We start from the raw sequence: 23295 nt of genomic DNA, 5'->3' as shown, positions 1-23295 counted from the left end.
GAACTGCGCGCCGCCAGGTCTGTGCAGAATCTCGTCGCAAAGCTCAGGCGGCTGACGACGATGCGAAGCGGAACGTTCTATGGATGGCGCGTTGTCGCCGCGGCGTTCGGTCTCGCCGTTCTCGGCCTGGGGTTCGGCTTCTATGGGCCGCCGATCTTCCTGAGTGCCATTCGCGAAGCCCACGGATGGCCGCTGGCCCTGGTCTCGACGGCCGTCACCGTGCACTTCCTGGCGGGATCGATCGTGACGGCCAATCTGCCGACGCTCTATCGGCGCTTCGGCATTCCGGCTGTGACGAAGGCCGGGGCGCTGTCGCTGGCCGTCGGCGTCTTTGGATGGGCGATAGCAGCGACGCCGTGGCAATTGTTCGGCGCGACGGTGTTGAGTGGTGCAGGTGGGTGACGATGGGCGTGGCCGCGGTCAACGCCATCGTGTCGCCCTGGTTCGTCCGTCGTCGTCCCGCGGCACTCGCGGTCGCCTATAACGGCGCAAATGTCGGCGGGATCATCTTTTCGCCGCTCTGGGCTGCGGCCATTGCCAAGCTTGGGTTTGCCGTTGCAGCAGCAGCCATCGGCCTGATCTTGGTCGTGGTAGTGTGGCTGCTTGCGAGCACTGTGCTGTCGCGCGCGCCGGAGCAGACCGGATCGATGCCGGACGGCGCGGCCCCGGCCGAAGAGACTGTCTCGGCGAAGTGCGCACGGCCGCTGCCGGGATCGCCGCTCTGGCGGGACCGCAAATTCCTGACGCTCGCGGCTGGCATGAGCCTGGGGCTGTTCGCACAGATCGGCCTGACCGCACATCTCTTCTCGCTGCTGCTGCCTGCGCTCGGTGCGCAATGGACTGGGCCGGTGGTGGGACTGATCGGCGTCATGGCGATCGCCGGCCGGACGCTGCTGGGCTGGCTCATGCCTGAAAGCATCGACTGGCGGCTGGTTGCCTGCGCCAGCTACGCCGTTCAAATCGCCGGCACGATCACATTCATTGCCGCGGCCGGAACGAACATTCCGCTGTTGATCCTCGGTGTTGTCTTGTTCGGCCTCGGGTTCGGCAACGGGACGTTCCTTCCGCCGCTGATTGCGCAGCTCGAATTCGCTCCGGACGACGTGCCGCGTGTGGTCGCGCTGATCGTTGCGATGTCGCAAGGCGCCTATTCATTTGCGCCGGCGGTCTTTGGTTTGATCCGGGAATGGCTTCCGGCCGGTACGGGCGCCACGCCCGGCTTTTATGTTGCCGCGGCGCTGGTGCAGGGATTGGCGATCTGCGCATTTTGGGCGGGGCGCCAGTCGCGCCTCCGAGCCGATGCGGCTTGAAACGCCGCGCAATGGCCAATGCGTTCGATGATGCCGTTCTGCGCCTGTTTTGCCCGACGGGCCAAGAACGCGTCTTAAAATCCGCAAGTCGTCACGCCGCCTTTTTACGGCTCGGTCGGATCAGAACGTCTGCGGAAATTCCAAGACGTTCATGGAGGCGGCGGATCATCGTGATCGACAGCCCGCGCTTTCGGTTCAGAACCTCGGCGATGCGGGTGCGTGTCCCGATGATCTCTTCCAGGTCCCGCCGGGTCAGCCCTTGCTGCTCCATGCGAAACTTGATGGCCTCGATAGGATCGGGCGGATCCATCGGATCATGCTCGGCCTCGTATGCATCGATCAGCGTCGCGAGCACATCCAGACGGTCGCCTTCGGGTGTGCCGGACTTCGCGCCCCAGAGGCGCTCCACCTCCTTGAGTGCGCCATCATAGTCTTGCTTCGTCCGAATTGGCCTAATCTCAGTCGCCGCCATGCCGAACCTCCCTTACATCGACCTTGTCGTAGTCCCGGTGCGTGCCGATCCACTTGATCCACACGATGCTCTTCTCGAAATCGACTGCAACGATGGGTGCAATCCGGACGTTCGCGACGAATTCCCCGTAGCTGTGGTGTCGTCGTTGTTCTGGTCGCCGGATCAATGCTTCGTAACCGTCTAAGTCATTGATCCCGCTCATGCCGGTTACTGTGCATGGGGTTGTTTTTCGACTTTTTTGGTTTGAGGGCACGACGGTGCGAGGATGAACCGGACATCATCCGGTCCGCTACTTCATCACCCGCAGATTCTTGGTCGTGAACCGCTGCGTCTTGTCGCCGGGACGAACCGGCCGCCGTGTGCCGGCGGCCTTGCCGGTGCCGGGTGGCTGGTGCGCGGGGACCAGCTGGTCGGGGCGGGAGCCGATCAGATCGGCGCGGCCCATCTCTTTCAGAGCCTCGCGCAGCACCGGCCAATTGTCGGGGTCGTGATAGCGCAGGAACGCCTTGTGCAGGCGGCGCTGGCGCAGGCCCTTGATGGCCTCGACCTTGTCGCTGCCGCCGCGCCGCACGCCGCGCAGCGGGTTGACGCCGGTGTGGTACATCGCAGTTGCGGTCGCCATCGGCGAGGGCAGGAAGGTCTGCACTTGATCCGCGCGATAGCGGTTCTTCTTCAGCCACAGCGCGAGGTTCATCATGTCCTCGTTGGTCGTGCCCGGATGCGCCGCGATGAAATACGGGATCAGATAGTATTTCTTGCCGGCCTGTTCGGCCGCCGCATCGAACATCCGCTTGAACTGGTTGTAGGCGCCGATGCCGGGCTTCATCATCTTGTCGAGCGGCCCGCGCTCGGTATGTTCGGGCGCGATCTTGAGATAACCACCGACGTGATGGGTGACGAGCTCCTTGATGTATTCGGGGCTCTCGACCGCGAGGTCGTAGCGCACGCCGGAGGCCACCATCACCTTCTTGATGCCCTTGGTCTCGCGCACCTTGCGATAAAGCCGGATCAGATCGTCGTGCGAGGTGTTGAGGTTCGGGCAGATCTCGGGGAAGACGCAGGACGGCCGCCGGCACGCGGCCTCGACCTTCGGGTCCTTGCACGCCATCCGGTACATGTTGGCGGTGGGACCGCCGATGTCCGAGATGACGCCGGTGAAGCCGGGCGTCTTGTCGCGGATCTTTTCGATCTCGCGCAGGATCGAGCCCTCGGAGCGGTTCTGGATGATGCGGCCCTCGTGCTCGGTGATCGAGCAGAAGGTGCAGCCGCCAAAACAGCCGCGCATGATCGTTACCGAGAATTTGATCATGTCCCACGCCGGGATCTTTGCGTCACCGTAGGACGGATGCGGAGCGCGCGCGTAGGGAAGATCGTAGACCGCGTCCATCTCGTCGCTGGTCAGCGGGATCGGCGGCGGGTTGAGCCAGAGGTCGCGATCGCCGTGGCGCTGCACCAGCGGTCGCGCATTGCCGGGATTGCTCTCCCGGTGCAGCACGCGTGACGCGCGCGCATAGGCTTCCTTGTCCTGCTCGACTTGCTCCAGCGCCGGCAGCCGGATCACGGTCAAGCCTTTCGTCCGCGAAGCGCCCTCGTCGGCGGAATCGAGATCGTCGGCGTGCAGTTCGACATAGTCCTCAGGCACGCGGCGGAACAGCGCGACGCCCCTGATGTCGTCGAGCTCGCGCGGCGCCTCGCCGGCGGCAAGACGGTTGGCCACTTCGACCACGGCGCGCTCGGCATTGCCGTAGAGAAGCAGGTCCGCCTTGGCGTCGGCCAGCACCGAGCGGCGCACCTTGTCGGACCAGTAATCGTAATGCGCGATCCGGCGCAGCGAGGCCTCGATGCCGCCGAGCACGACCGGGACGCCCTTGAACGCCTCGCGGCAACGCTGCGCATAGACGACGGTGCAGCGGTCCGGCCGCTTGCCGCCTTCGCCGCCCGCGGTATAGGCGTCGTCGCTGCGTATGCGGCGGTCCGCGGTGTAGCGGTTCACCATGGAGTCCATGTTGCCGCCGGTGACGCCGAAGAACACCTTTGGCTTGCCCAGTGCCTTGAACGGCTCGGCCGAATGCCAGTCCGGCTGCGAGATGATGCCGACCCGAAAGCCCTGCGCCTCCAGCAGGCGGCCGATGATGGCCATGCCGAAGCTGGGATGGTCGACATAGGCATCGCCCGTCACCAGCACGATGTCGCAGGCATCCCAGCCGAGCGCATCCATCTCGGCGCGGCTCATGGGGAGGAACGGCGCCGGCTTGCGCGGGCGTGCCTGCGCCATCAGGGGTTTTTCGGCGGCGATGATCTGGATGTCCATGGCGCATACGCATAGGACTCCGGGACGGCGAATACAACCGACGGGCACGTGAAAGATCCGGTTCCGTGGCCGGCAGCCCAGGCGTGCGACCGCGTTAACCGTTCGCGAACGCAGCCATCAGCTGTGTGCACCTTCTCGGGTCACACGCAGGAACCAACTGCCCTCGCGAACATTCTGATGCAGGGTTTGCGCCGGCCCGGCTGGCGCGCGCTCGCGCCCGGGATCTAGTATCGCCTCGATGTTCGCCTCGGGCGGATGGGGGAGCCGTGAGTACAGTCATAGAGAACTTGCTGCTCCGAAAGCAGAAGCTCGTTGAGCAGCTCGAGAAGGCGCCCACGGTCGAGGACCGCGACAAAATCGAGCACCAGCTCGAACAGATCAACACCGCGCTGGATTTTCTGGACAGGCCCGGCACGAAAGGTGCGCGGTAGCAGCGCTCAATCCACCTGCAGTGCTCTTGCGTAGACCACGCCCGAATTGGTGACGTGCGTGGTCATCAGCGTCGCGAAGGCGGCAAACTCGCCGCGCGCGAACAGATCGAGCAGCTTGCGATGCTCGTCGAAGGACGTGCGGGTGCGCACGTCGATCGGCGAAGTCAAATTGGTGCGGAGTGCAGCGACGCGGCTGGATGCGAGCTGATAGGATTCGGCGAGATAGCGGTTGCCGCAATGGGCGAACAGCGCCTCGTGGAAAGCGGCATCGGCGCGCCCGTAGGCGATATTGTCCCGGGCTGCAATCGCCGGCTCCATCGCCGTGATCGCCTCGCTCATCGTCGCGGTCGCACCCTCGCGATCATGGTGGAAGGCGAGCTCGGCGGCCTTGGGCTCCAGCGCGATCCTGAAAGTGCAGAGCGCGGTGATGTCTTCGGCGCTTGGCGTGAAGACAAAACTGCCGACCTGCGGCCGGATCACGACGAGGCCCTGCGCCTGCAGCTGGCCCATCGCCTCGCGCACCGGGGTGCGGCTGACGCCGAAGGAGTTGGCCACCATCTCCTCGGAGATGGCGGCGCCGAGCGCGAACTCGCCGTCGATGATGGCTTGGCGCAGCCGCTGCATCACCCGCTGCGACAGCGATTTCGGTGCATCGAGCTTCAGCGATCGCATCGGCTCTCTCAGATCACCTTGCCGGGGTTGAGCAGATGATCGGGATCGAGCGCGGCCTTCAGCGTCCGCATCAGCGCGATCTCGGCCTCGCTCCTGGCATGACCCAGCCACTTCTTCTTCAAGGTGCCGATACCGTGCTCGGCGGAGACGCTGCCGCCCATCTCGCGCACGAGACCGTAGATGATCGCGTCCATCGCTTCCTTCGGCTGCTGCTCGACGGCAAGGCCGGTCACCCAGGAGACGAGATGCAGATTGCCGTCGCCGATATGGCCGTAATAGACGCTCTCGCATCCGTCGATGCCGTCCGCCAGCGCGGCCTTGCAGCGCGTGACGAACTCGTCCATCCGCGCCACGGCGAGCCCGATATCGTAGGAGATGTGCGGCCCCAGCACTTGGCCGAACTCGGCGCAGATGTCGCGCACGCGCCAGAAGCTCTGCGTCTGCCCCAGCGATTGCGCCACGGCAGCGTCGGCGAGCAGGCCGCGCTCCATCAGCTCTTCGAGCCAGCTTTGGAACCGCGGTGCGTCGAGGCTCTCGTCGGTGCCTTGCGCTTCGACTAGCACGTAGAGGCCGTGGCCTGTGGCGACCGGCGGCTTGATGCCGGCGCGAGTCGTAATGACGTCCCAATAGTCCGGCCACATCACCTCGAATGCCGACAGCAGCGGGCCGAGCCCGCTTCGCGCGGCGCCGAGCAGCGCGATCACCGCGGCATAGTCCTCGAGCGCGCAGAGCGCGGCCATGGTCGAGCGCGGTTTTGGAAACAGCCGCAGCACCACGCGGGTGATGATGCCGAGCGTGCCTTCCGAGCCGATGAACAGATGCTTCAGGTCATAGCCGGCATTGTTCTTCATCAGCTTGTTGAGGCTGGTGATGATGGTGCCGTCGGGCAGCACGACTTGGAGCCCGAGCACCAGCTCGCGCGTCATGCCGTAGCGGATCACGCGGTTGCCGCCGGCATTGGTCGAGAGGTTGCCGCCGATCGCGCAGGAGCCGCGCGAGCCGAGATCGAGCGGAAAGAAGAAGCCGGCTTCGTCGGCCGCCTGCTGGATCGTCTGAAGCGGCGTGCCTGCTTTCACCGTCATCGTCATCGAGGCGTGATCGATCTCCTCGATGCCGCTCATGCGCTCCAGCGAGATCGCGACCCAGCCTGCCTCAGGCGATGCGCCGCGGCACAGCCCGGTCAATCCGCCCTGCGGCACGAACGGCAGATGTGCCTGCCGGCAAGTCGCGATCGCATCCGCAACGCCTTGCGCGTCGACCGGGCGGATTACCGCGAGCGGCGTTTGCGGCAGGCTCGCGCTCCAGTCGTTGCAATTGCGCGCGGGCACGTCGGTGCCGACAAGCACAGCAGCCGCGCCGAGCCTGTCGCGCAAGGCGCCGAGCAACTGGGCGGGCCGCTCGACGGGGGTCACCATGTCCATGCGAGACCTCCTCGGAATCTGGCTGCGTGTCATGCGCGCCATGACGATGGAAAGGATTTGCGCCTTTGTTGTATGTAAGGTACAAGACGGAAAGTAAAGCAAAAACAAGGCTTGCCAAGCCCCTGGTTCGATCGTCCGAGATCAGAGGCGTGGTCCGAAGCCACAGCACCGGATGGTGTGATGACGGAGGCAATTCGCGGGTTCTGGGTGGCGTCGGCGACGCCGCTTGCCGCCGACGGCAGCGTGGACTCCGCCAAGCTCGCGGCCCACGCCAAGCAACTCTTCGGCAAGGGCGTCGACGGTGTCGTGCTGTTCGGCACCACCGGCGAGGGTACCTCGTTCAATGTCGCCGAGCGGGTCGCGACCATCGAGGCCGTGCTCAAGGCCGGCGTCGCGCCGGACCGAATTGGAATCGGCGGCGGCTTCCCCGCGATCAGCGACAGCATCGCACTGACGCGCGCCGTGCTCGGCCTCGGTCTGCGTCACGCGCTGTATCTGCCGCCTTACTTCGACCGCAGCGTCACCCCTGAAGGCATCGAGGATGCCTTTGCGGCGATCCTCGACGGCGTCGCCGACGATCGCCTGCGCGCCTATCTCTATCATATCCCGCAGATCTCGGGTGTCGCGATCCCGACGAGCGTCGCCGCGAATTTGCGCAAGCGCCACGGCAAGGTCGTTGCAGGCCTGAAAGACTCCAGCGGCGACTTCAAGCAGTTCCAGGCGTTCCGCGCCGCCGCTCCCGAGCTCGCCATCACCGTCGGCAACGAGGTTGACATCACCCGCGCGATCGCCGCCGGCGGGGCCGGCACCATCTGCGGCATGGCCAACATCGCGCCGGAGCTGGTCAAGGCCATGATCGACGGCAAGGATGTCGAAGCACGCATGCAGGCTGCCGTGGACATCGTGGTGAAATCGCCATCCTTCCTCACGACGCTGAAAGCCATCCTCGCGGCACAGACGGGCGATGCGAGCTGGCTGCGTGTGCGGCCGCCGCTCCGGGCCTTATCCGACGGCACCGCGCTCAAGCGGAAGCTCGACGAGCTGACGGCTCCCGCCATCGCGTGAGATCGCGCAAAACCGCGACACGTTGCCGCAAATTCGCGCGCTGCGTGTCGCGCTCGCTGCGCAATCAATCGAAGATTGCCGAACAGCGGGATCGGAATCTAGAACCCTTCAACACTAGAGCGATTCAAGTTCGCTTGCGGTTCTTTTCACGAACAGCGGCTGTTAGACGCGCCAGCTTCTGCGTCTGACTTGGAAGTGAATCGAAAGTGCGTGTCTATCTGGACGGCCAGCGCGTCAGCGGCCGTCGAACGCTTGCCGGCGAGAGCCGCGCGGGTCTTCTCATTGGAGCGGCCGTGCTGCTCGCCGAATTTCTCTCCAGCTCGGCGACCGCGCAGGCCCAATCCGCACTGCCGCCGGTGACGGTGGAAGCGCCGGCTCCGCGGCCGAAAGCGGCGCGTGCATCGGACCAGTCTCCGCGCCGCACGCAAACCGCCGCGCGCCAGCGCAATCACAATCCAGCACCCGCAGCGCCGACGCTCTCGGAGCGCGCCGCCGCGGAAGCCGCCGCGCAACAGGCCGCCAAGCTCGGCTACCGCGCGATGCCGAGCGCAACCACGTTGCGCAGCGGCGCCTCGCCGCTCGACACCTCGCAGGCCGTCAACGTCGTCCCTGCGCAAGTGTTGAAGGACCAGCTTCCGCGCAACATCGACGATGCGCTCGTCAATATCTCCGGCATCACCCAGACCAACACGCTCGCCGGCACCCAGGACGCCGTGATCCGTCGCGGATTCGGCGACAACCGCGACGGCTCGATCATGCGCAACGGCATGCCCCTGGTGCAGGGGCGCAGCCTGAATGCAGCCGTCGACAGCGTCGAGGTGCTGAAGGGGCCCGCCTCGCTGCTTTACGGCATCATGGATCCCGGCGGCATCGTCAACACCATCAGCAAGCGTCCGGAGCTCTATCAGCACGGCTCGGTCACGCTGCTCGGCTCGACCTTCGCGAACAACCGCAGCGGCGCTGACGGCACGCTCGACATCACCGGTCCGATCGGCGACGGCGGTCTCGCCTATCGTTTCATCGGCTACGGCGTCAGCGAGGACTATTGGCGCAATTTCGGCCGCCACAGGGAAATGCTGGTCAACCCGTCGCTCGCCTGGTACGGCGACACCACGACGGTCCAGCTCACCTATGAGCACCGCGAATTCATCACTCCGTTCGACCGCGGCACCGCGTTCGTCAACGGCGCTCCGCTGGCGATCCCGAAGACGCGCCGGCTCGACGAGCCCTTCAACAACATGTGGGGCACCTCCGACCTGGTGCAGGCCTCGGTCGAGCAGAAGCTCGACGACAATTGGAAGGTCACGGCGGCCTATAGCTACAACACCGAAACATATAGCGCCAATCAGCTTCGCATCACCGGCGTCAACGCCAAGAGCGGTGTGGAGACCCGCAGCAATGACGGCACCCAGAACTCGCTGAGCAACGCCAGTTACGGCACCTCCTATTTACAGGGTGACGTCTGGGTGGGCGGCTTCCGCAACGAGATCCTGTTCGGTGGCGAGGCGCTGTATCGCACGATCGATCGCCACGATTTGATCCGTCAGGCGACGGCGAGCTTCAATTTCTACAACCCGGTCTACGGACTGATCTCGCCGGGCACGGCTGTTTCGCCAACGGACAGCGAACAGACCGACAAGCTCGGCACCCGCGGCTTCTTCGCTCAGGACACCTTCCATCTGGCCCACTGGCTGTCCGTGGTCGGAGGCGTGCGCTGGATGGAATACGAGCAGCTCGCCGGAAAAGGCCGGCCGAACTTCATCACAAACACTAATTTGGCGGGTGACAAGGTGCTGCCGCTCGGCGGCGTCATCTTCAAGCTGAACGATCAGCTCTCCTACTACGTGAGCTATACGCAGTCGTTGAAGCCGACATCGGTCATCGCGGCGTTCACCTCCGGCTTTGTCGTCGACTCCACCATCGCGCCCGAAGAAGGAACGCAATGGGAGACCGGTCTGAAGTTCGATGTCAACAAGCGGCTATCGGGCACCCTGGCCGTCTACGACATCCAGAAGAAGAATGTCCTGGTGCTGGATGACATCGGCGGAGGCAAGTCGGCGGCGCGCGCCTCCGGCGCGGCCAAGTCGCGCGGCGTCGAATTGGACGTGACCGGCAAACTGACTGATCAATGGAGCCTGATCGGAAGTTATGGGTATACCGATGCCCGGCTGATCAATGATCCCGCTGTCGGTAACGCCAAGCTCCTGAACGCCGCCATGAACACGGCTTCGCTCTATCTCGTCTACGATTTCGGCGATGCGCTGCCCGGACGTCTGCGGCTCGGCGGCGGCGCGCACTATGTCGGTGACCGACCGGGCGACTCCCTCAACACGTTCTTCCTGCCGGCCTATACCGTCGCGGACATCTTTGCGACTTACGACACCAAGATCGACAATCTGCCGGTGACCTATCAATTCAACGTCAAGAACCTGTTCGACAAGGTCTACTATACGTCCACCACCGGAAACGCTCTGAACGTCGCGATCGGCGACGCGCGCAGGATATCCCTGTCGGCGACGGTGAAGTTCTAGCGATGACGGTGTGGCGCGAGGAAGCCGATTTCCCGGTCGTGCAGACCAGAAGGGCCGGCGCCGATGCATGAGTGCTGGCGCGCGATCAAGGCCGTTCTGCTTCAGGTCCATTCCATCGCGGGCCTCGCGCTCGCGCTGCTACTCGCTGTGATCGCGCTGACCGGTGCGATCATGAGTTTCGAGGACGAGATCGGCGACTATCTGAACCGCGGCATCATGCAGGTCGCGCCGCGCCAGGCAGCGGCGCTGATGCCGGACGAACTGGTTGCGCGCCTGACTGCGGCGCAGGATGTCGGCAAGGTCTCCGCCGTGACGCTAGCAAGTGATCCGTCCGCCGCGGTGCATGTGCGCTTCGCCCGCGACGAACGAGGCGCGCGGCCGTCCTCGCTCTATGTCGATCCCTATGACGCGCGCGTGTTGGGCGCACCGCGCGGCGAAGAGTTTTTCGCGACCGTGCGCAAGCTGCATCGCTGGCTGTTGATTCCCGGCGACGCCAAGGGCTGGGGGCGTCAGATCACGGGCGTGGCCGCGCTCGGCTTGATCGTGATGCTCATCTCGGGACTGGTGCTGCGCTGGCCGCGGCGTGCAGGCAGCGTGAAGATGTGGCTGAAGCCCAATGTCCGGCTCAGCGGGCGCGGGCTGCATCGGTCGCTGCATGCGGTGATCGGCACCTGGGTCCTGCCGGTCTATCTGGTGATGACGCTCACCGGGCTCTGGTACTCGTTCGACTGGTACAAGGATGGCGTCGTCTGGTTGCTGTCGCGGCCGCAAGTCGCCGCCGCTAAGATGCAGCCCAAGATGCCCACAAAGGCGTCGCGTGCCACCGGCGCCGGCGAGACGGCGCAGCCGATCTGCTTTGATCGCGCGTGGGCCGCCTTCCTGCACGAAGAGGGCAGCCGCTTCTCCAAGGCGTTACTGACGCTGCCCGCCGGTCCGGGCACGGTGATACGGATCCGGTCCTGGGGGAAAGACTCCACCCTCGATACTACCCGCGACGAACTCCGCATCGACGCCGTGACCGGTCAGTTGGTCTCTGCGGAACGCTACGCCGACAAGACGTTCGGCGAGAAGATCATCGCGAATGTGCTCGACATCCACCGCGGTGCGATTCTGGGTTGGCCCGGCAAGCTCGCGTTCATGGTCGCGGCTGCGCTGATGCCGCTGTTCGCGGTCACCGGCGTCCTGCTCTATTTGTCGCGCCGCAGGATGCGGCGCCCCGCCCAGCCACCGCTCGGGCGGCTCGTGCCGGGCGAGTGAACGGACGAACTGCTTCGACACGGCTTGGGGTCGCCCGGCTGACCTGCCGCCCTCATGTCACTTCGCCTGCATGCGCCGTTCGTCAATGACGATGTCGTTGTTGATGGCGTAGACGAAGCAGCCGCCATCTCGGCCGTTCCGCGCGGGATCGCTGTTGCATTTCGCCAACGCGGAGGTCTGGGCGTCTTTCAGGCTGGGATCCCCTGCCGAGATGAATAGTTTGCCCCAGGGATGGATCGCGATCGCCTTGGTCTCCATGGCCTTGTCGTAGTTCTGCACGTCAGGGCGCTGTCGCGTGATCCGCCGGATGATCGGAATCTGCGACAAGTCGTACTTGCCTGCATAGTGCAGCCGCGGCATGTCTCTCGACGCGAGCTCGCCTTCGGCGACGATTTCCTCGTTGACGGCCAGCAGGGCGCATGGCTTGCCGTAGCGGAGCTGACACGCTTCGAGCGAGCGGTCGCCGGTGACAGACGGGTCTTCATGCTCGCAGGAGCGAAAATAGCTTGCGCGGATGAGCTCCACGGCCTGTCCCTTGTTGGGTTTGCAGGCGAGATAGTCCTTGATCAGCGTGTCGCGAAGCGTTGGGTGTACGGCCGGCGTCGCTGCGGCCATGATCGAGGCCATTGCCCGCTCGAATTGCGATTTGCGTTCGGCATTGGTGAGCGCGGCCATGGCGACGCCCGGAAGCGCCAGAAATATCACCAGGAATTTCAACATTTTCATATTGCGCCCCCCAGACGATTTGGAAACTCTAGCCCCCAAGCGCGGCATACGAAACGATTTTTCAGCGAGGGGCCAGGGCGGGCGCGCCGCCGGGCGGGGCCATGCCCCGGATCGGGCTGGCCAACCGGCCGGCAATCATTCAAGAACCAGTCCCGTTCAAGTCTCCCAAGGTTGCCTACCCCATGAAGCTCACCACCGTCACCCCCGCCGACATTCGCCGCGCGCTGCTGCTTCGCGAGGAGATCGCGCTGCTCGATCTCAGGCACGAGGCTGGTTTCGCGACGGGACATCCATTGTTCGCCGCCAATTTGGCCGCCGATCGGATCGAGATCGAAGCCGAGGTCAGGCTGCCGCGCAAAAATGTGCCGATCGTGCTCTATGACGACGGCGAGGGATTGGTCACTGCCGGCGCCGAGCGGCTGGCCGCGCTCGGCTATACCAACGTCCGCGCGCTCGATGGCGGGCTGAAGGCCTGGCGCGACGCGGGCTATCAGGTGTTCGAGGACGTCAACTCCTACTCAAAAGCCTTTGGCGAGCTGGTCGAATCGCGCAGGCACACGCCGTCGTTCAGTGCCGACGAGGTGGCAAAACTCATCGCGGACAAGGCCAACATCGCCATCATCGACGTTCGCCGCTTCGACGAATATGCCACCATGAACATCCCGGGCTCGGTCAGCGTGCCCGGCGCGGAGCTGGTGCTGCGGGCAGGGCAGGCGGCACCCGATGCCGAGACCACCATCATCGTCAATTGCGCCGGCCGCACCCGCTCGATCATCGGCACCCAATCGCTGATCAATGCCGGCGTGCCGAACAAAGTCCGGGCTCTGCGCAACGGCACCATCGGCTGGACGTTGGCGCGGCATACGCTCGACCATGGTGCCGACCGGCGTGGCGCAATCGGACCGTTCGAGGGCGGCCCGGCCAATGCGCGCGACGTCGCCTATCGCGCCGGTGTCCGCCATATCGGCGCGAGCGAGATGACTTCGCTTGTCGCGCAGGCCGATCGCACGCTCTATCGCTTCGACGTGCGTGACGCGGAGGAATATGCCGCAGGTCATCTCCCGGGGTTTCGCCACTATCCTGGCGGCCAGCTCGTCCAGGAGACCGATATGGCAGCACCAGTGCGCGGCGCGCGCATCGTGCTGACCGACGACAGGGGCGTCCGCGCCGACATGACGGCGTCCTGGCTCGCGCAGATGGGCTGGGAGGTCTATGTGCGGGAAGGCGGCTATGACGGCGCACTCGAAATCGGTCCGCCGCACGTCCTGCCCAAGCCCGACCCAGCCCACCGCTACCGCCGCCCCTATGAGGGCACCGGCGTCGACGAGCGCGCGATGCAGGCCTATCTCGACTGGGAGTATGGTCTGGTCGATCAGTTGCGGCTTGACGGAACGCACGGGTTTTATGTGATCTGACGACCGCTCCGCCATCTTCTCCCCGTATCCGAACCCTATTGTGCTGCGCATCCCCCGCGGTCTATGAGCTGCGGCGAAGCTGTGACCCACGGAGATTTCATGCCAGTCCCAGGCCAAAGCCCTGAGCGGAGCGCGAAGGCGCTGCTGCTCGAAGGCGTCAACGACAGCGCCGTGGACCTGTTCAGAACGGCGGGTTTCACCAATGTCGAGCGCCTGACCAAGGCGCTGGACGGCGAGGATTTGCGGCGGGCGCTCAAGGGCGTGTCGCTGCTCGGCATTCGCTCGCGCACCCAGATCACCGATGAGGTGCTGGAAGCAGCCGACCAGCTTCTCGCCGTCGGCTGCTTCAGCGTCGGTACCAACCAGGTCGATCTGCTGGCGGCGCGCAAGCGCGGCATTCCGGTGTTCAACGCGCCGTTCTCGAACACGCGGAGCGTCGCCGAGCTCGTGATCGGCGAGATCGTGATGCTGCTGCGGCGCATCTTCCCGCGCTCGGTGTCGGCCCATGAGGGCGGCTGGGACAAGTCGGCGACCGGTAGCCGCGAAGTGCGCGGCCGCACCCTTGGCATCATCGGCTACGGCAATATCGGCTCGCAGCTCTCGACGCTGGCCGAAGCGATCGGCATGCGCGTGATCTATTTCGACCGCACCGACAAGCTCCGCCACGGCAACACCGAGCCGGTCGAGAAGCTGGAAGAGCTGCTGGCGCAGAGCGACGTCGTCAGCCTGCACGTGCCGGAGACGCCGGAGACCGCCGGGATGATCGGTGAGAAGGAGCTGCGGGCGATGAAGCCCGGCTCCCTCCTGATCAACAACAGCCGCGGCACCGTCGTCGATCTCGATGCGCTGGCGGGGGCTCTGCGCGACGGTCATCTCGCGGGTGCCGCCATCGACGTGTTTCCGGTCGAGCCGTCCTCGAATTCGGACCGCTTCAAGAGCCCGGTGCAGGGCCTCGGCAATGTCATCCTCACGCCGCATATCGGCGGCTCGACCGAGGAGGCGCAGGAGCGCATCGGCGGCGAGGTGGCGCGCAAGCTGGTTGACTTTTTCATCACCGGCTCGACCACGGGGGCGGTGAATTTTCCGGAGGTGCAGTTGCATCTGCGTCCCTCCGGCGCGCGCTTCAGCCACGTCCATCGCAACGTGCCCGGCATGCTGCGCCGGCTCAACGAGGTCTTCCTCCAGCGCGACATCAACATCGCCGCGCAGTATCTGGAGACCTCGGGCGACCTCGGTTACGTCGTGCTCGATGCCGACCTCGGCGGCCAGGATTCAGGCGCGCTGCTGCAGCAGATCCGCAGCCTCGAGGGGACCGTCGGCGCGCGGCTGGTGTTTGAGCACTAGCACTGCATTGACGACCGGCCGCAGGGCGCCTTGAATGCGGCCTTCTGGCGGAACGAACAGAAACTCAGGGGGAAACGATGGCGCAAATCCATGTGACACTGTGCGCATTGCTGGTGGGCGCAGCGGGCGTGCTCGGCGCGAATTCGGCTTCAGCGGCGACGCTGGCCGAGGATGCGGACACCGTCTGCAAGGGCCTCGTCGGCGGCATCGACGCCGTGAAGATCGATTCGGCGACGTTGCTGGCGCCGTCGCAGCTTGCCGTCGCCGAACGCGGCCCGACGCCGTCGCAGCGCGTCACGCCCGCCAATCCCGGCTTCTGCAAGCTGCTCGGCCATATCGATCCCAGCGATCCCAAGGCGCCGCCGATCAAATTTCAGGTCAATCTGCCCGTCGAATGGAACGGCCGCTCGCTGCAATATGGCGGCGGCGGATTCAACGGCGTGCTGATCACGGGCCTGACGCTGCCGCCGGCCTATCCCTTCGACAAGCCGTCGCCGCTCGCGCGCGGCTTCGTCACCTACGGCACCGATTCCGGTCATGAGTCCAAGCCGGGCGAACCGCCGCAGCTGTTCGCGCTCAACGACGAAGCCTTCGAGAATTTCGCCCATCGCGCCTTCAAGAAGGTGCGCGATGCCGCCGTCACGCTGATGCAGCGCGCCTACGGCAAGAGACCTGAGAAGATGTACTTCATGGGTTCGTCCGAAGGCGGCCGCGAAGGCCTCACCATGGCACAGCGCTATCCTGACGATTTCGACGGCATCTTTGCTCGCGTGCCTGTCATCAACTGGGTCGGCCTTCAGCATGCCGGCACGCGTTCCGGGCTCGTGACCATGGGTGACGGCTGGATCAACCCGGCGCAGGTGAAGCTTGTGGGCGATGCCGTGCGCGCGGCTTGCGACAAGGCCGATGGCTCCGATGACGCGCTGGTGCAGGATCCCGTTTCATGCAAGGCGGCATTCAAGGCGGAGACGCTGCGTTGCGCGAGCGGCAAGACCGGCGATCAGTGCCTCACCGACGCACAGATCAAGGCAATCGAGACCCTGCATGCGACCTACAAATTCCCGTTCGCGCTTGCCAATGGCCTCGACGACTATCCGGGCTGGGGCGTGTCGGGCGAGGACACGCCGGCGGTTGGCCCGACCGGCGGCTGGGTCGCGTGGTGGCTCGGCACGGCGCCCCCGGCGCAGCCACCCACGCCCAATAACGGCATCGCCTGGATTTACGGCGCCGGCGGCATCCAATATGTGTTCGCGCGCGATCCCAAGCTCGACGTGACGACCTATAAGCCCGAACAGCACAAGGCGCGGCTGCTCGAGGTCTCCAGCCTGATGGATTCCACCGACCCCGACCTCAGCCGCTTCCGCGCTCGCGGCGGCCGGCTGATCATGCTCGAGCACATGGCGGACTATGCGCAGAGCCCCTATGCCGGCATCCGCTATTTCGAGAACGTCGAACGCAAGCTCGGCAAGGCCGAGACGGCCGAGTTCGCGCGGCTCTACGCCGCGCCCGGCGTCGACCATGTCGGCTCCGGCGCGCCGGCCAATGTCGACATGCTGAGCGCGCTGGTCGACTGGGTCGAAAAGGGCAAGGCGCCCGGCGATTTGGAAGTCGCCGAGCAGAAGGTCGAGGCGCCGTCGTTTGCGACGCTTCGCGCGCTGCCGCTGTGCCGCTGGCCGGCCTGGCCGCACTACAAGAGCGGTCCGGTGACGGAGGCGTCGAGCTTCACCTGCGCGCCGTAACAGGCGCGCCACGTCGGAGGAAGCGTCACCCGGTGGCCATTGCCTGCGCGCCGCCGAGCAGCTGCGCGTTAAGCCGGCCGCCGGAGAACAGCATGTCGTCGAGGGCTTCGTCGATATCGGCGGAGACCACGGTGTTGCCGCCGTCCCGCGCAATGCTTCCTTGCGCCAGCCGCCGCATCAGCTCCTTGATGAAGGCGCAACTCGTGCCGTCGCTACGCCGGGCAGCCTCTGCGATGACCGCCTCGTCGAGCGGCAGTCCCTTGCCGTAGAGCCGGACCAGCTTGCCGCGGCCGGTCTCGTTGGGTAGCGGCACTTCGATGGCTTGGTCGATGCGGCCGGGGCGACCCGCGAGAGCACCTTCGAGGTCCTCCGGCCGGTTGGTGGTCAGGACGAACAGGATGTCGGCATCTTCCTTCAGCCCGTCCATCTCGTTGAGCAGCTTGTTCAGCATGGATTCCTCACACGGCCCCATGTCATCGCGGTCACGGGCGATGAGATCGACATCCTCGATCACCACCATCGACGGCTGGAGCAGCCGTGCCAGGCTCATATAGGCGCCGAGCAGACCGATCTGTTCGGCCGTGATGATCAGCGTCGTATGCCCGGGCAAATGCGTTGCGAGATAGCGGATCGTGTGGGTCTTGCCGGTGCCCGGCGGGCCGTACAGCAAGATGCCTTTGCGGGTCGATTGGCCCAACCGGCGCAATTGGTCTCGGGTGTTGACGAAGGTCAGAACGTTGCGATCGAGCAGCCGCAGGGTCTGCTCCGGCAGGATCACCTCGTCGCGCGACACCTGCGGCAAGCGATGCACCGTGATGCCGCGCGAGCGACCGCGATAGTCGGAGTCCGCATCGAGCGACAGGATCTTGCCGCGATAGGTCCGCGCAGCCTGTACGGCTTCTTCCAATTCACTGAAGCATTGCTGGACCAGAGCCGCGCCTGCGGAACCTGAAGACACCAGGATCTCGATCCGAATTCCGGGCTCGCGACTGTATTCGCGGTGTGCGCAGAGCAAAACCGCATAGCGGAGATGATCCTGCTCACACAGCCATAGTCCGTTATCCAGACACTTGACCGGGCTCTTCTCGCCTACGTCGACGTCGGAATATTGCAGCGGGGCGATCGCGATCGCATAGCGGCCCTCCTTGAGCAGCCGTGGAATCGACAGCGTTTCGTAGCGCTGCTCCTCGTTCAATCCCACCAGCCGGATGGCCTTGCCGAAGAGCCGGTCGACTGCGGCCTGGAGATCGACGCGCATGTGGCCGGGAAATTGGCGGATCGTGGTCACGAGTTTGCTGCGCGCGGTGCTGGCAAGGTGCCAATCGAGAACGTCGCAAGCAAAGTCGAAATCTTCCTCTTGTTCGTTCGAGGGCTCATCCGCCGCACGCATGCAGTCGCTGCACAGCCAGACCGTGCGGTCGCCGATACGCACGTCCATCTGTCCCTCAGGCTTCCCGCAGAGTTCGCAAGGAGTTTTGACCGCCTCAAGCGTGACCTGCAGTCGATGGCCGGCCAAGCCGATGGATTGTTGCGCAGATTTGAAAAGGGCTTCGGCAACCGATTGAGGGTAAGGTCCGCAAACCGCCTTTTCCTTCTGCTCGATCTGGGTGATCAGCGCGGTCGCTTCACGGTCTGATTTGCCGAAGACCTGCCGAAGCAGATCCATCACGAATTGGTCCGGCGTATCATCGTCATTATGAATTACGAGCTGGGTCGGCTGGTTCTCGCCACGCACACTGTTCATCACGAAAGACCTCCGGGACAATCTATGATTGAAGAGAACGAATAGGGAACATAAAAGGAGGCGACCGTCAAGCGTGTTCCTCGACGCCTGCCGCGGCACATCGACCTCACCGCTGTCCTTTGACATTTCGAACCGCTTCGATTATCTATTTCGCATGCGAAATAAAGCAGCCGGCGCGGGGCATCATCGGCTGATCTACCTGCTGAGCGTTGCGCAGCGGCGCTTGCAGCGCTGGATGGCGGCGCAGCCTTCGAGCGAGGTCACGCCGGCGCAGGCAGGGCTTCTGTTCATCCTCGGCAAGCAGGACGGCGTCCTGATGGGCGAGGCGGGCACGGCGCTCGATCTGGGGCCGGCCGGCATCTCCGGCCTCGTCGACCGCACGGCAGCTGCAAAATTGATCGAGCGGCGGGCCGATCGCGAGGACGGGCGCGCCTGGCGCGTATGGCTGACGCCGAGGGGTCGTGCAGCGCTCGCACAGGCAAAGGCCAACGCGGCACAGGTCAACGCTGCCTTGACGGACGGATTCACCAGTGCGGAGATCGATATCGTCGCGCGCTGGCTGACCAGCATTCAGGACAAGTTTCCAAGAGAACTTCCAACAGAGCCTTTGAGAGATACAGAGGAATAGAGGAGAGACCCATGACCGAGCACGTCCGGATCGAGAACGACGGCGGAATTCTTACGCTCACGCTGGCGCGCCCCGACAAGAAGAACGCACTGACGGATGCGATGTACGGCAAGCTTGCCGATGCCATCGAATCCGCCGAGTCCGATGCGTTGGCCCGCGTGATCCTGATCCGCGGCGAAGGCGACATGTTCACTGCCGGCAACGACGTCGGCGAATTCGCCGCAGTCGCAGCGGGCAAGTCGGAAGGAAGCCGCAACGTGGTGCGCTTCATCCAGTCGCTGGCGCGCTGCACCCGGCCCTTGGTTGCCGCGGTGCAGGGCCGCGCCGTCGGCGTCGGCGCCACGATGCTGCTGCATTGCGACCTCGTCGTACTCGCCGACGACGCGCAATTGTCGACTCCCTTCGTCAGCCTGGCGCTGGTGCCGGAAGCCGCCTCCAGTCTGCTGATGCCGGCCCGCATCGGCTATGCGCGGGCTTACGAGATGTTCGCGCTGGGCGAGACGGTGCCGGCCAAATCCGCGCTGGAATGGGGGCTCGCCAACCGCGTGGTGCCGCTCGACAAGCTCGATGCCGAGGCGCTCGCGCTGGCGCAGCGTCTTGCCCGTCAGCCGGCCGGCGCGCTCACCGCCACCAAGAAGCTGATGCGCAATGGCGAGGCGCTGGTCGCGCAGATGAATGCCGAAGGCGAGCAGTTCGGACTGCGCCTGCGCACCGCCGAGGCGCGCGAGGCCTTCACGGCGTTCGCGGAACGCCGCCCGCCGGATTTCACCAAGGTTGCGTGATGGCCGGGGCCGGGGCTCCTTGGGCCGGAAACTCACGCCCATTCGATTAAAACCTTAACGGAACATTGGCATGTCGCGGGGCAAGGTGGTGCCCGAAGAATAGGCCCCCGACCTCAGGCCCCCGACACCATGGCAATGTTTAAGAAATCGGTAAGTTCGCTTCTCCTGACCTTGATGGCCCTGCTGGCCGCGGGTGCGCTGGCCTCTACGGCGATCCAGATGGTTGGGGCGTTCGGCCGCTATAGCGACAGCCTGGAGACCGCGCGGCTCGCCGCCGCCGACAAGGCGATCTTCCAGGGCGTGCTGGCGCTGCGCCACAATCGCGGCGATGCGCAGAGCGCAATCCTCGGCGAGGACGACCCGCGGGCAAAACTTGGCGAGGTGGAAAAGGCTGAGCAGGGAGGTTACGACGCGATTGGCGCTGCGCTCGCCACCGTCGATTTCGCCCGCCGAGACGAACTCGCTGGCACATTGAAGCAGGGCTGGAGCGCCGCCTCGCCGCAATTCCAGCTGTTCTACGATGAAGCCAAGCGCCCGCGCGCGGAGCGCAAGATCGAGCGCACCAACTCCTGGTATGATGCCGTCACCAAGGTGATCGACACGGCCAATCTCGCCTCCACCGCGGTCTCGAACCGTGCCTGGATGAACGACCCCTTCATCGCCCGCATGATCCAGGTTCGGCGCTTCGCCTGGCAGGTGCGCGATCGTTATGGAATCCATTGTTCGTCCCTTCGCTCCAACGTCAACGCCAGCAAGCCGCTCGATGACGCTCAGAAGCGGTCAGTGGCGCAATGGGATGGCACGATCGCCTCCGGCTGGGCGGGCATGGCCGAGTTGCTGGCTGCGCCGGACGTGGCGGCAGAGCTGGTGACGGCAGCGACGGACGCAAAGGCCACGACCGACGGTGCCCTCAAGCAGATCGGCGACCTCACGAAAAATTTTGACGGCAGCGGCAAGCCCGCGATGCCCGCCGCGGAATGGAATACGCTGTGTCAGTCACCCTTCGCGTCCATCGTCGCGGTGGCGAACAAGGCGCTCGACCAGTCGATCGTCCGGGCGGAAACGGTGCAGGCCAAGGCGCTCACCAATCTCGTCGTACAGTCGCTCGCGTTCCTGCTCGCGCTGGCCGTGACCCTGGCCGGCGTGTACGTGGTCCGCAACCGCCTCATGCGCCCGGTGCGCGCCATTGTGGACGCCATCGCCAAGATCAGCGCCCGCGACTACGCAACGCCCGTCCCGCAATCCAGGTATCCCGACGAGTTCGGCACCATGGCGGCCGCACTCGAAAGCCTGCGCGAGAGCGCGGCGACCGCGGAACGCCTGGGCCGGGAGCGCGAAGCGCAGCAGGCGCTCCAGCTCGCCCGCTCCGGCACCGTCGATGCGGCTTGCCGCAGTTTCGACGACACCGTGCAAGCCGTCATTCACAGCGTTGCGGCCTCGACGAAGGAACTCGATGCCACCGCGACCGACGTGCGCTCGCTGGTTACGGAATCGAGCAGCCAGACCGCGGCGGTCTCGTCCTCCGCCGAACAGGCCACCAACAATCTCGAGACCATCGCGGCCGCGACCGAAGAACTCTCGGCGTCCGTCGGCGAGATCTCCGCGCAGGTGCAGGCCAGCGCCCGCGAGGCCCGCGAGGCCGTGTCGCAAGCAGCGCAGACCAATGCGACGGTCGAGATCCTCGATCAGACCGCTGGCCGCATCGGCGAGGTCGTGAAGATGATCAACGCCATCGCAGGGCAGACCAATCTCCTGGCGTTGAACGCCACCATCGAAGCCGCGCGCGCGGGCGAGGCCGGCCGCGGCTTCGCCGTGGTTGCCGGCGAGGTCAAGAGCCTCGCCTCGCAGACGGCGACGGCGACGGAAGAGATCTCCCGCCAGGTCGCGGAGATCCAGGGCGCGACGGGCCTGGCGGTCACTGCCATCCGCGCGATCGGCGGCGCGATCAGCGGCATCGACGAGAAGATGACGGCGATCGCCGCCGCCGTCGAACAGCAGCGCGCGGCCACCACCGAGATCTCCCGCAACTTCCAGCAGGCCGCGCAGGGAACCCGCGAGGTCACCGACACCATCGGCAGCGTCGCCAGGCTCAACCAGGAGACAGGCAATGCCGGTTCGGTCCTGTCGGTGTCCGTGACGAAAATGTCCGCCGATGCCGATCGTCTCCGCGTCGCGGTCGAGGGCTTTTTGGGCGCGGTGAGGACCGCATAGCTTCGACAATCTTCCGTCCCTACGTCGCGCGATCGGCATTGCCGCCGATGCGCGCGGCGGGTACATCTGTGACGCTGCGCGAGCGTCGCGGCAGATGTAAGAGATATCAGGGATGGAGAGTTCGATGCCGGTCACGCCTCAACACAAGGCCCAGCGCCCCTATCGCGGCGTGTTCCCGGTCGCGCCCACCATCTTCGACGAGCGCGGCGAGCTCGACCTCGAAGGACAGCGCCGCTGCATCGATTTCATGATCGACGCAGGCTCGAACGGTCTGTGCATTCTCGCCAATTTTTCCGAGCAGTTCGTGCTCACGGACGCCGAGCGCGAGACCGTGATGCATGCAGTGCTGGAGCATGTCGCGGGCCGGGTTCCCGTGATCGTCACCACCACGCATTTCAGCTCGGCCGTCTGCGCCGCGCGGAGCCAGCAGGCCGAGGCGGCCGGTGCCGCCATGGTGATGGTCATGCCGCCCTATCACGGCGCGACCTTCCGCGTGCCCGAGAAAGGCGTGGTCGAATTCTTCAAGGTGCTGTCGGGCGCAATCAAGATTCCGATCATGATCCAGGACGCGCCCGTCGCCGGCACCCCGCTGTCGGTCGAGCTGCTCGCGCGGTTGGCGCGCGACTTCTCCAACATCCGCTATTTCAAGATCGAGGTGCCGGGCGCGGCTGCAAAGCTGCGTAGCCTGATCGAGGCGGGCGGCAGCGATATCGAAGGTCCCTGGGACGGCGAGGAAGCGATCACGCTGCTCGCCGATCTCGATGCAGGCGCCACCGGCGCGATGACCGGCGGCGGCTATCCCGACGGCATCCGCCAGATTGTCGATCCCTACTTCGCCGGCAAGCGTGAAGAGGCCAAAGCCGCCTACGAACGCTGGCTGCCGCTGATCAACTACGAAAACCGCCAATGCGGCCTGATCGCCTGCAAGGCGATGATGCAGGCCGGCGGCGTGATCAAGTCGGACACGGTGCGGCATCCGCTCCAGCCGCTGCACCCCGCGACGCGGGCCGGGCTGCTGGAGCTCGCGAAAGAACGGGATGCGCTGGCGCTGCGGTGGGGGAAGTAGCCTCTGCCGGCGTCCTGGACAAGCGCGCCCGAAGGTTATGTGTTCCGCCTCCCGTGCGCGATTGCGCACTAGGCCGGGACGACACTGAGTGTGAGGCGCGCTGTGAGGTGCGCGCCCTGGCCTGATCCCGCCGGCTGAAAGCGTCGAATTAACGCGGTTCGGGCGGTTTC

The 23295-nt window shown here is 65.2% G+C and carries 20 protein-coding genes; 13 read left to right on the top strand and 7 right to left on the bottom strand.

From position 1 onward, the window contains the following. Positions 1 to 60 precede the first annotated feature (60 nt). Complete coding sequence (locus ABIB90_RS01500) at positions 61 to 402, top strand: MFS transporter (RefSeq protein ID WP_354200003.1); 342 nt, start codon at positions 61 to 63, stop codon at positions 400 to 402. Positions 403 to 404: 2 nt separating this feature from the next. Next, complete coding sequence (locus ABIB90_RS01495; RefSeq protein WP_354200002.1) at positions 405 to 1310, top strand: MFS transporter; 906 nt, start codon at positions 405 to 407, stop codon at positions 1308 to 1310. A 91-nt stretch (positions 1311 to 1401) separates the two neighbouring features. On the opposite strand, the gene ABIB90_RS01490 is transcribed toward ABIB90_RS01495, so the two are convergent. From ABIB90_RS01490 to ABIB90_RS01480, 3 genes are all read right to left on the bottom strand, one after another. Next, the gene (locus ABIB90_RS01490; protein WP_007597661.1) at positions 1402 to 1782 is read right to left on the bottom strand and encodes a helix-turn-helix domain-containing protein; all 381 of its coding nucleotides are present in this window, start codon (positions 1780 to 1782) and stop codon (positions 1402 to 1404) included. Beyond that, positions 1769 to 1984 carry a type II toxin-antitoxin system HigB family toxin gene (locus ABIB90_RS01485; RefSeq protein WP_007597659.1) on the bottom strand — a complete coding sequence of 72 codons (216 nt, stop codon included), beginning with the start codon at positions 1982 to 1984 and terminating at the stop codon, positions 1769 to 1771. Before ABIB90_RS01485 ends, ABIB90_RS01490 begins: the two co-directional genes overlap by 14 nt. An 87-nt stretch (positions 1985 to 2071) precedes the next feature. After that, positions 2072 to 4093: a YgiQ family radical SAM protein gene (locus tag ABIB90_RS01480; protein ID WP_354200001.1), complete on the bottom strand. Its 2022-nt coding sequence runs from the start codon at positions 4091 to 4093 to the stop codon at positions 2072 to 2074. Between the two features lie 266 nt (positions 4094 to 4359). On the opposite strand from ABIB90_RS01480, the gene ABIB90_RS01475 reads away from it, so the two are divergent. Next, positions 4360 to 4524, top strand: a complete 165-nt coding sequence (locus ABIB90_RS01475; protein ID WP_007597654.1) for a hypothetical protein — start codon at positions 4360 to 4362, stop codon at positions 4522 to 4524. A gap of 6 nt (positions 4525 to 4530) precedes the next feature. On the opposite strand, the gene ABIB90_RS01470 is transcribed toward ABIB90_RS01475, so the two are convergent. Together ABIB90_RS01470 and ABIB90_RS01465 are read right to left on the bottom strand one after the other, a co-directional pair. Beyond that, positions 4531 to 5196: a GntR family transcriptional regulator gene (locus ABIB90_RS01470; RefSeq protein WP_354200000.1), complete on the bottom strand. Its 666-nt coding sequence runs from the start codon at positions 5194 to 5196 to the stop codon at positions 4531 to 4533. A gap of 8 nt (positions 5197 to 5204) precedes the next feature. Further along, positions 5205 to 6617 carry an FAD-binding oxidoreductase gene (locus tag ABIB90_RS01465; RefSeq protein ID WP_354199999.1) on the bottom strand — a complete coding sequence of 471 codons (1413 nt, stop codon included), beginning with the start codon at positions 6615 to 6617 and terminating at the stop codon, positions 5205 to 5207. A gap of 180 nt (positions 6618 to 6797) precedes the next feature. Between ABIB90_RS01465 and ABIB90_RS01460 the strand changes: the two genes are divergently transcribed. The 3 genes from ABIB90_RS01460 to ABIB90_RS01450 all read left to right on the top strand — a co-directional run bounded on the left by ABIB90_RS01460 (position 6798) and on the right by ABIB90_RS01450 (position 11470). Further along, positions 6798 to 7682, top strand: coding sequence for a dihydrodipicolinate synthase family protein (locus ABIB90_RS01460; protein ID WP_354199998.1), 885 nt, complete (start codon positions 6798 to 6800; stop codon positions 7680 to 7682). A gap of 206 nt (positions 7683 to 7888) precedes the next feature. Further along, the gene (locus ABIB90_RS01455) at positions 7889 to 10213 is read left to right on the top strand and encodes a TonB-dependent siderophore receptor (RefSeq protein WP_354199997.1); all 2325 of its coding nucleotides are present in this window, start codon (positions 7889 to 7891) and stop codon (positions 10211 to 10213) included. Between the two features lie 63 nt (positions 10214 to 10276). After that, positions 10277 to 11470, top strand: coding sequence for a PepSY-associated TM helix domain-containing protein (locus tag ABIB90_RS01450; protein WP_354199996.1), 1194 nt, complete (start codon positions 10277 to 10279; stop codon positions 11468 to 11470). A 57-nt stretch (positions 11471 to 11527) separates the two neighbouring features. Here ABIB90_RS01450 and ABIB90_RS01445 read toward each other — a convergent pair whose 3' ends face one another. Beyond that, the gene (locus tag ABIB90_RS01445; protein ID WP_354199995.1) at positions 11528 to 12196 is read right to left on the bottom strand and encodes a hypothetical protein; all 669 of its coding nucleotides are present in this window, start codon (positions 12194 to 12196) and stop codon (positions 11528 to 11530) included. A gap of 182 nt (positions 12197 to 12378) precedes the next feature. Here ABIB90_RS01445 and ABIB90_RS01440 point away from each other — a divergent pair, with 182 nt between their 5' ends. The 3 genes from ABIB90_RS01440 (at position 12379) to ABIB90_RS01430 (ending at position 16694) form a co-directional block, all read left to right on the top strand. After that, on the top strand, positions 12379 to 13611 hold the full coding sequence (locus tag ABIB90_RS01440; RefSeq protein ID WP_354199994.1) for a rhodanese-like domain-containing protein: 1233 nt from the start codon (positions 12379 to 12381) through the stop codon (positions 13609 to 13611). Between the two features lie 99 nt (positions 13612 to 13710). Beyond that, positions 13711 to 14955, top strand: coding sequence for a phosphoglycerate dehydrogenase (gene serA, locus ABIB90_RS01435; protein WP_007597639.1), 1245 nt, complete (start codon positions 13711 to 13713; stop codon positions 14953 to 14955). Positions 14956 to 15032: 77 nt separating this feature from the next. Continuing rightward, positions 15033 to 16694, top strand: coding sequence for a tannase/feruloyl esterase family alpha/beta hydrolase (locus ABIB90_RS01430; RefSeq protein ID WP_354199993.1), 1662 nt, complete (start codon positions 15033 to 15035; stop codon positions 16692 to 16694). A gap of 25 nt (positions 16695 to 16719) precedes the next feature. On the opposite strand, the gene ABIB90_RS01425 is transcribed toward ABIB90_RS01430, so the two are convergent. Then, on the bottom strand, positions 16720 to 18438 hold the full coding sequence (locus tag ABIB90_RS01425) for an ATP-dependent Clp protease adaptor ClpS (RefSeq protein ID WP_354200372.1): 1719 nt from the start codon (positions 18436 to 18438) through the stop codon (positions 16720 to 16722). Between the two features lie 154 nt (positions 18439 to 18592). Between ABIB90_RS01425 and ABIB90_RS01420 the strand changes: the two genes are divergently transcribed. The 4 genes from ABIB90_RS01420 to ABIB90_RS01405 all read left to right on the top strand — a co-directional run bounded on the left by ABIB90_RS01420 (position 18593) and on the right by ABIB90_RS01405 (position 23125). After that, positions 18593 to 19066, top strand: coding sequence for a MarR family winged helix-turn-helix transcriptional regulator (locus ABIB90_RS01420; protein WP_354199992.1), 474 nt, complete (start codon positions 18593 to 18595; stop codon positions 19064 to 19066). Between the two features lie 11 nt (positions 19067 to 19077). Then, positions 19078 to 19848, top strand: a complete 771-nt coding sequence (locus tag ABIB90_RS01415) for an enoyl-CoA hydratase (RefSeq protein ID WP_354199991.1) — start codon at positions 19078 to 19080, stop codon at positions 19846 to 19848. A gap of 129 nt (positions 19849 to 19977) precedes the next feature. Continuing rightward, the gene (locus tag ABIB90_RS01410; RefSeq protein WP_219682487.1) at positions 19978 to 22059 is read left to right on the top strand and encodes a methyl-accepting chemotaxis protein; all 2082 of its coding nucleotides are present in this window, start codon (positions 19978 to 19980) and stop codon (positions 22057 to 22059) included. Between the two features lie 124 nt (positions 22060 to 22183). Next, positions 22184 to 23125 (top strand): dihydrodipicolinate synthase family protein, encoded by a 942-nt coding sequence (locus ABIB90_RS01405; RefSeq protein WP_354162617.1) that lies wholly within the window; start codon positions 22184 to 22186, stop codon positions 23123 to 23125. Positions 23126 to 23295: the final 170 nt, after the last annotated feature.

Source organism: Bradyrhizobium sp. JR4.1 (assembly GCF_040548605.1).
GTDB classification, from domain to species: Bacteria; Pseudomonadota; Alphaproteobacteria; order Rhizobiales; family Xanthobacteraceae; genus Bradyrhizobium; species Bradyrhizobium canariense.
This window is presented reverse-complemented; position numbering and strand designations above follow the sequence as displayed.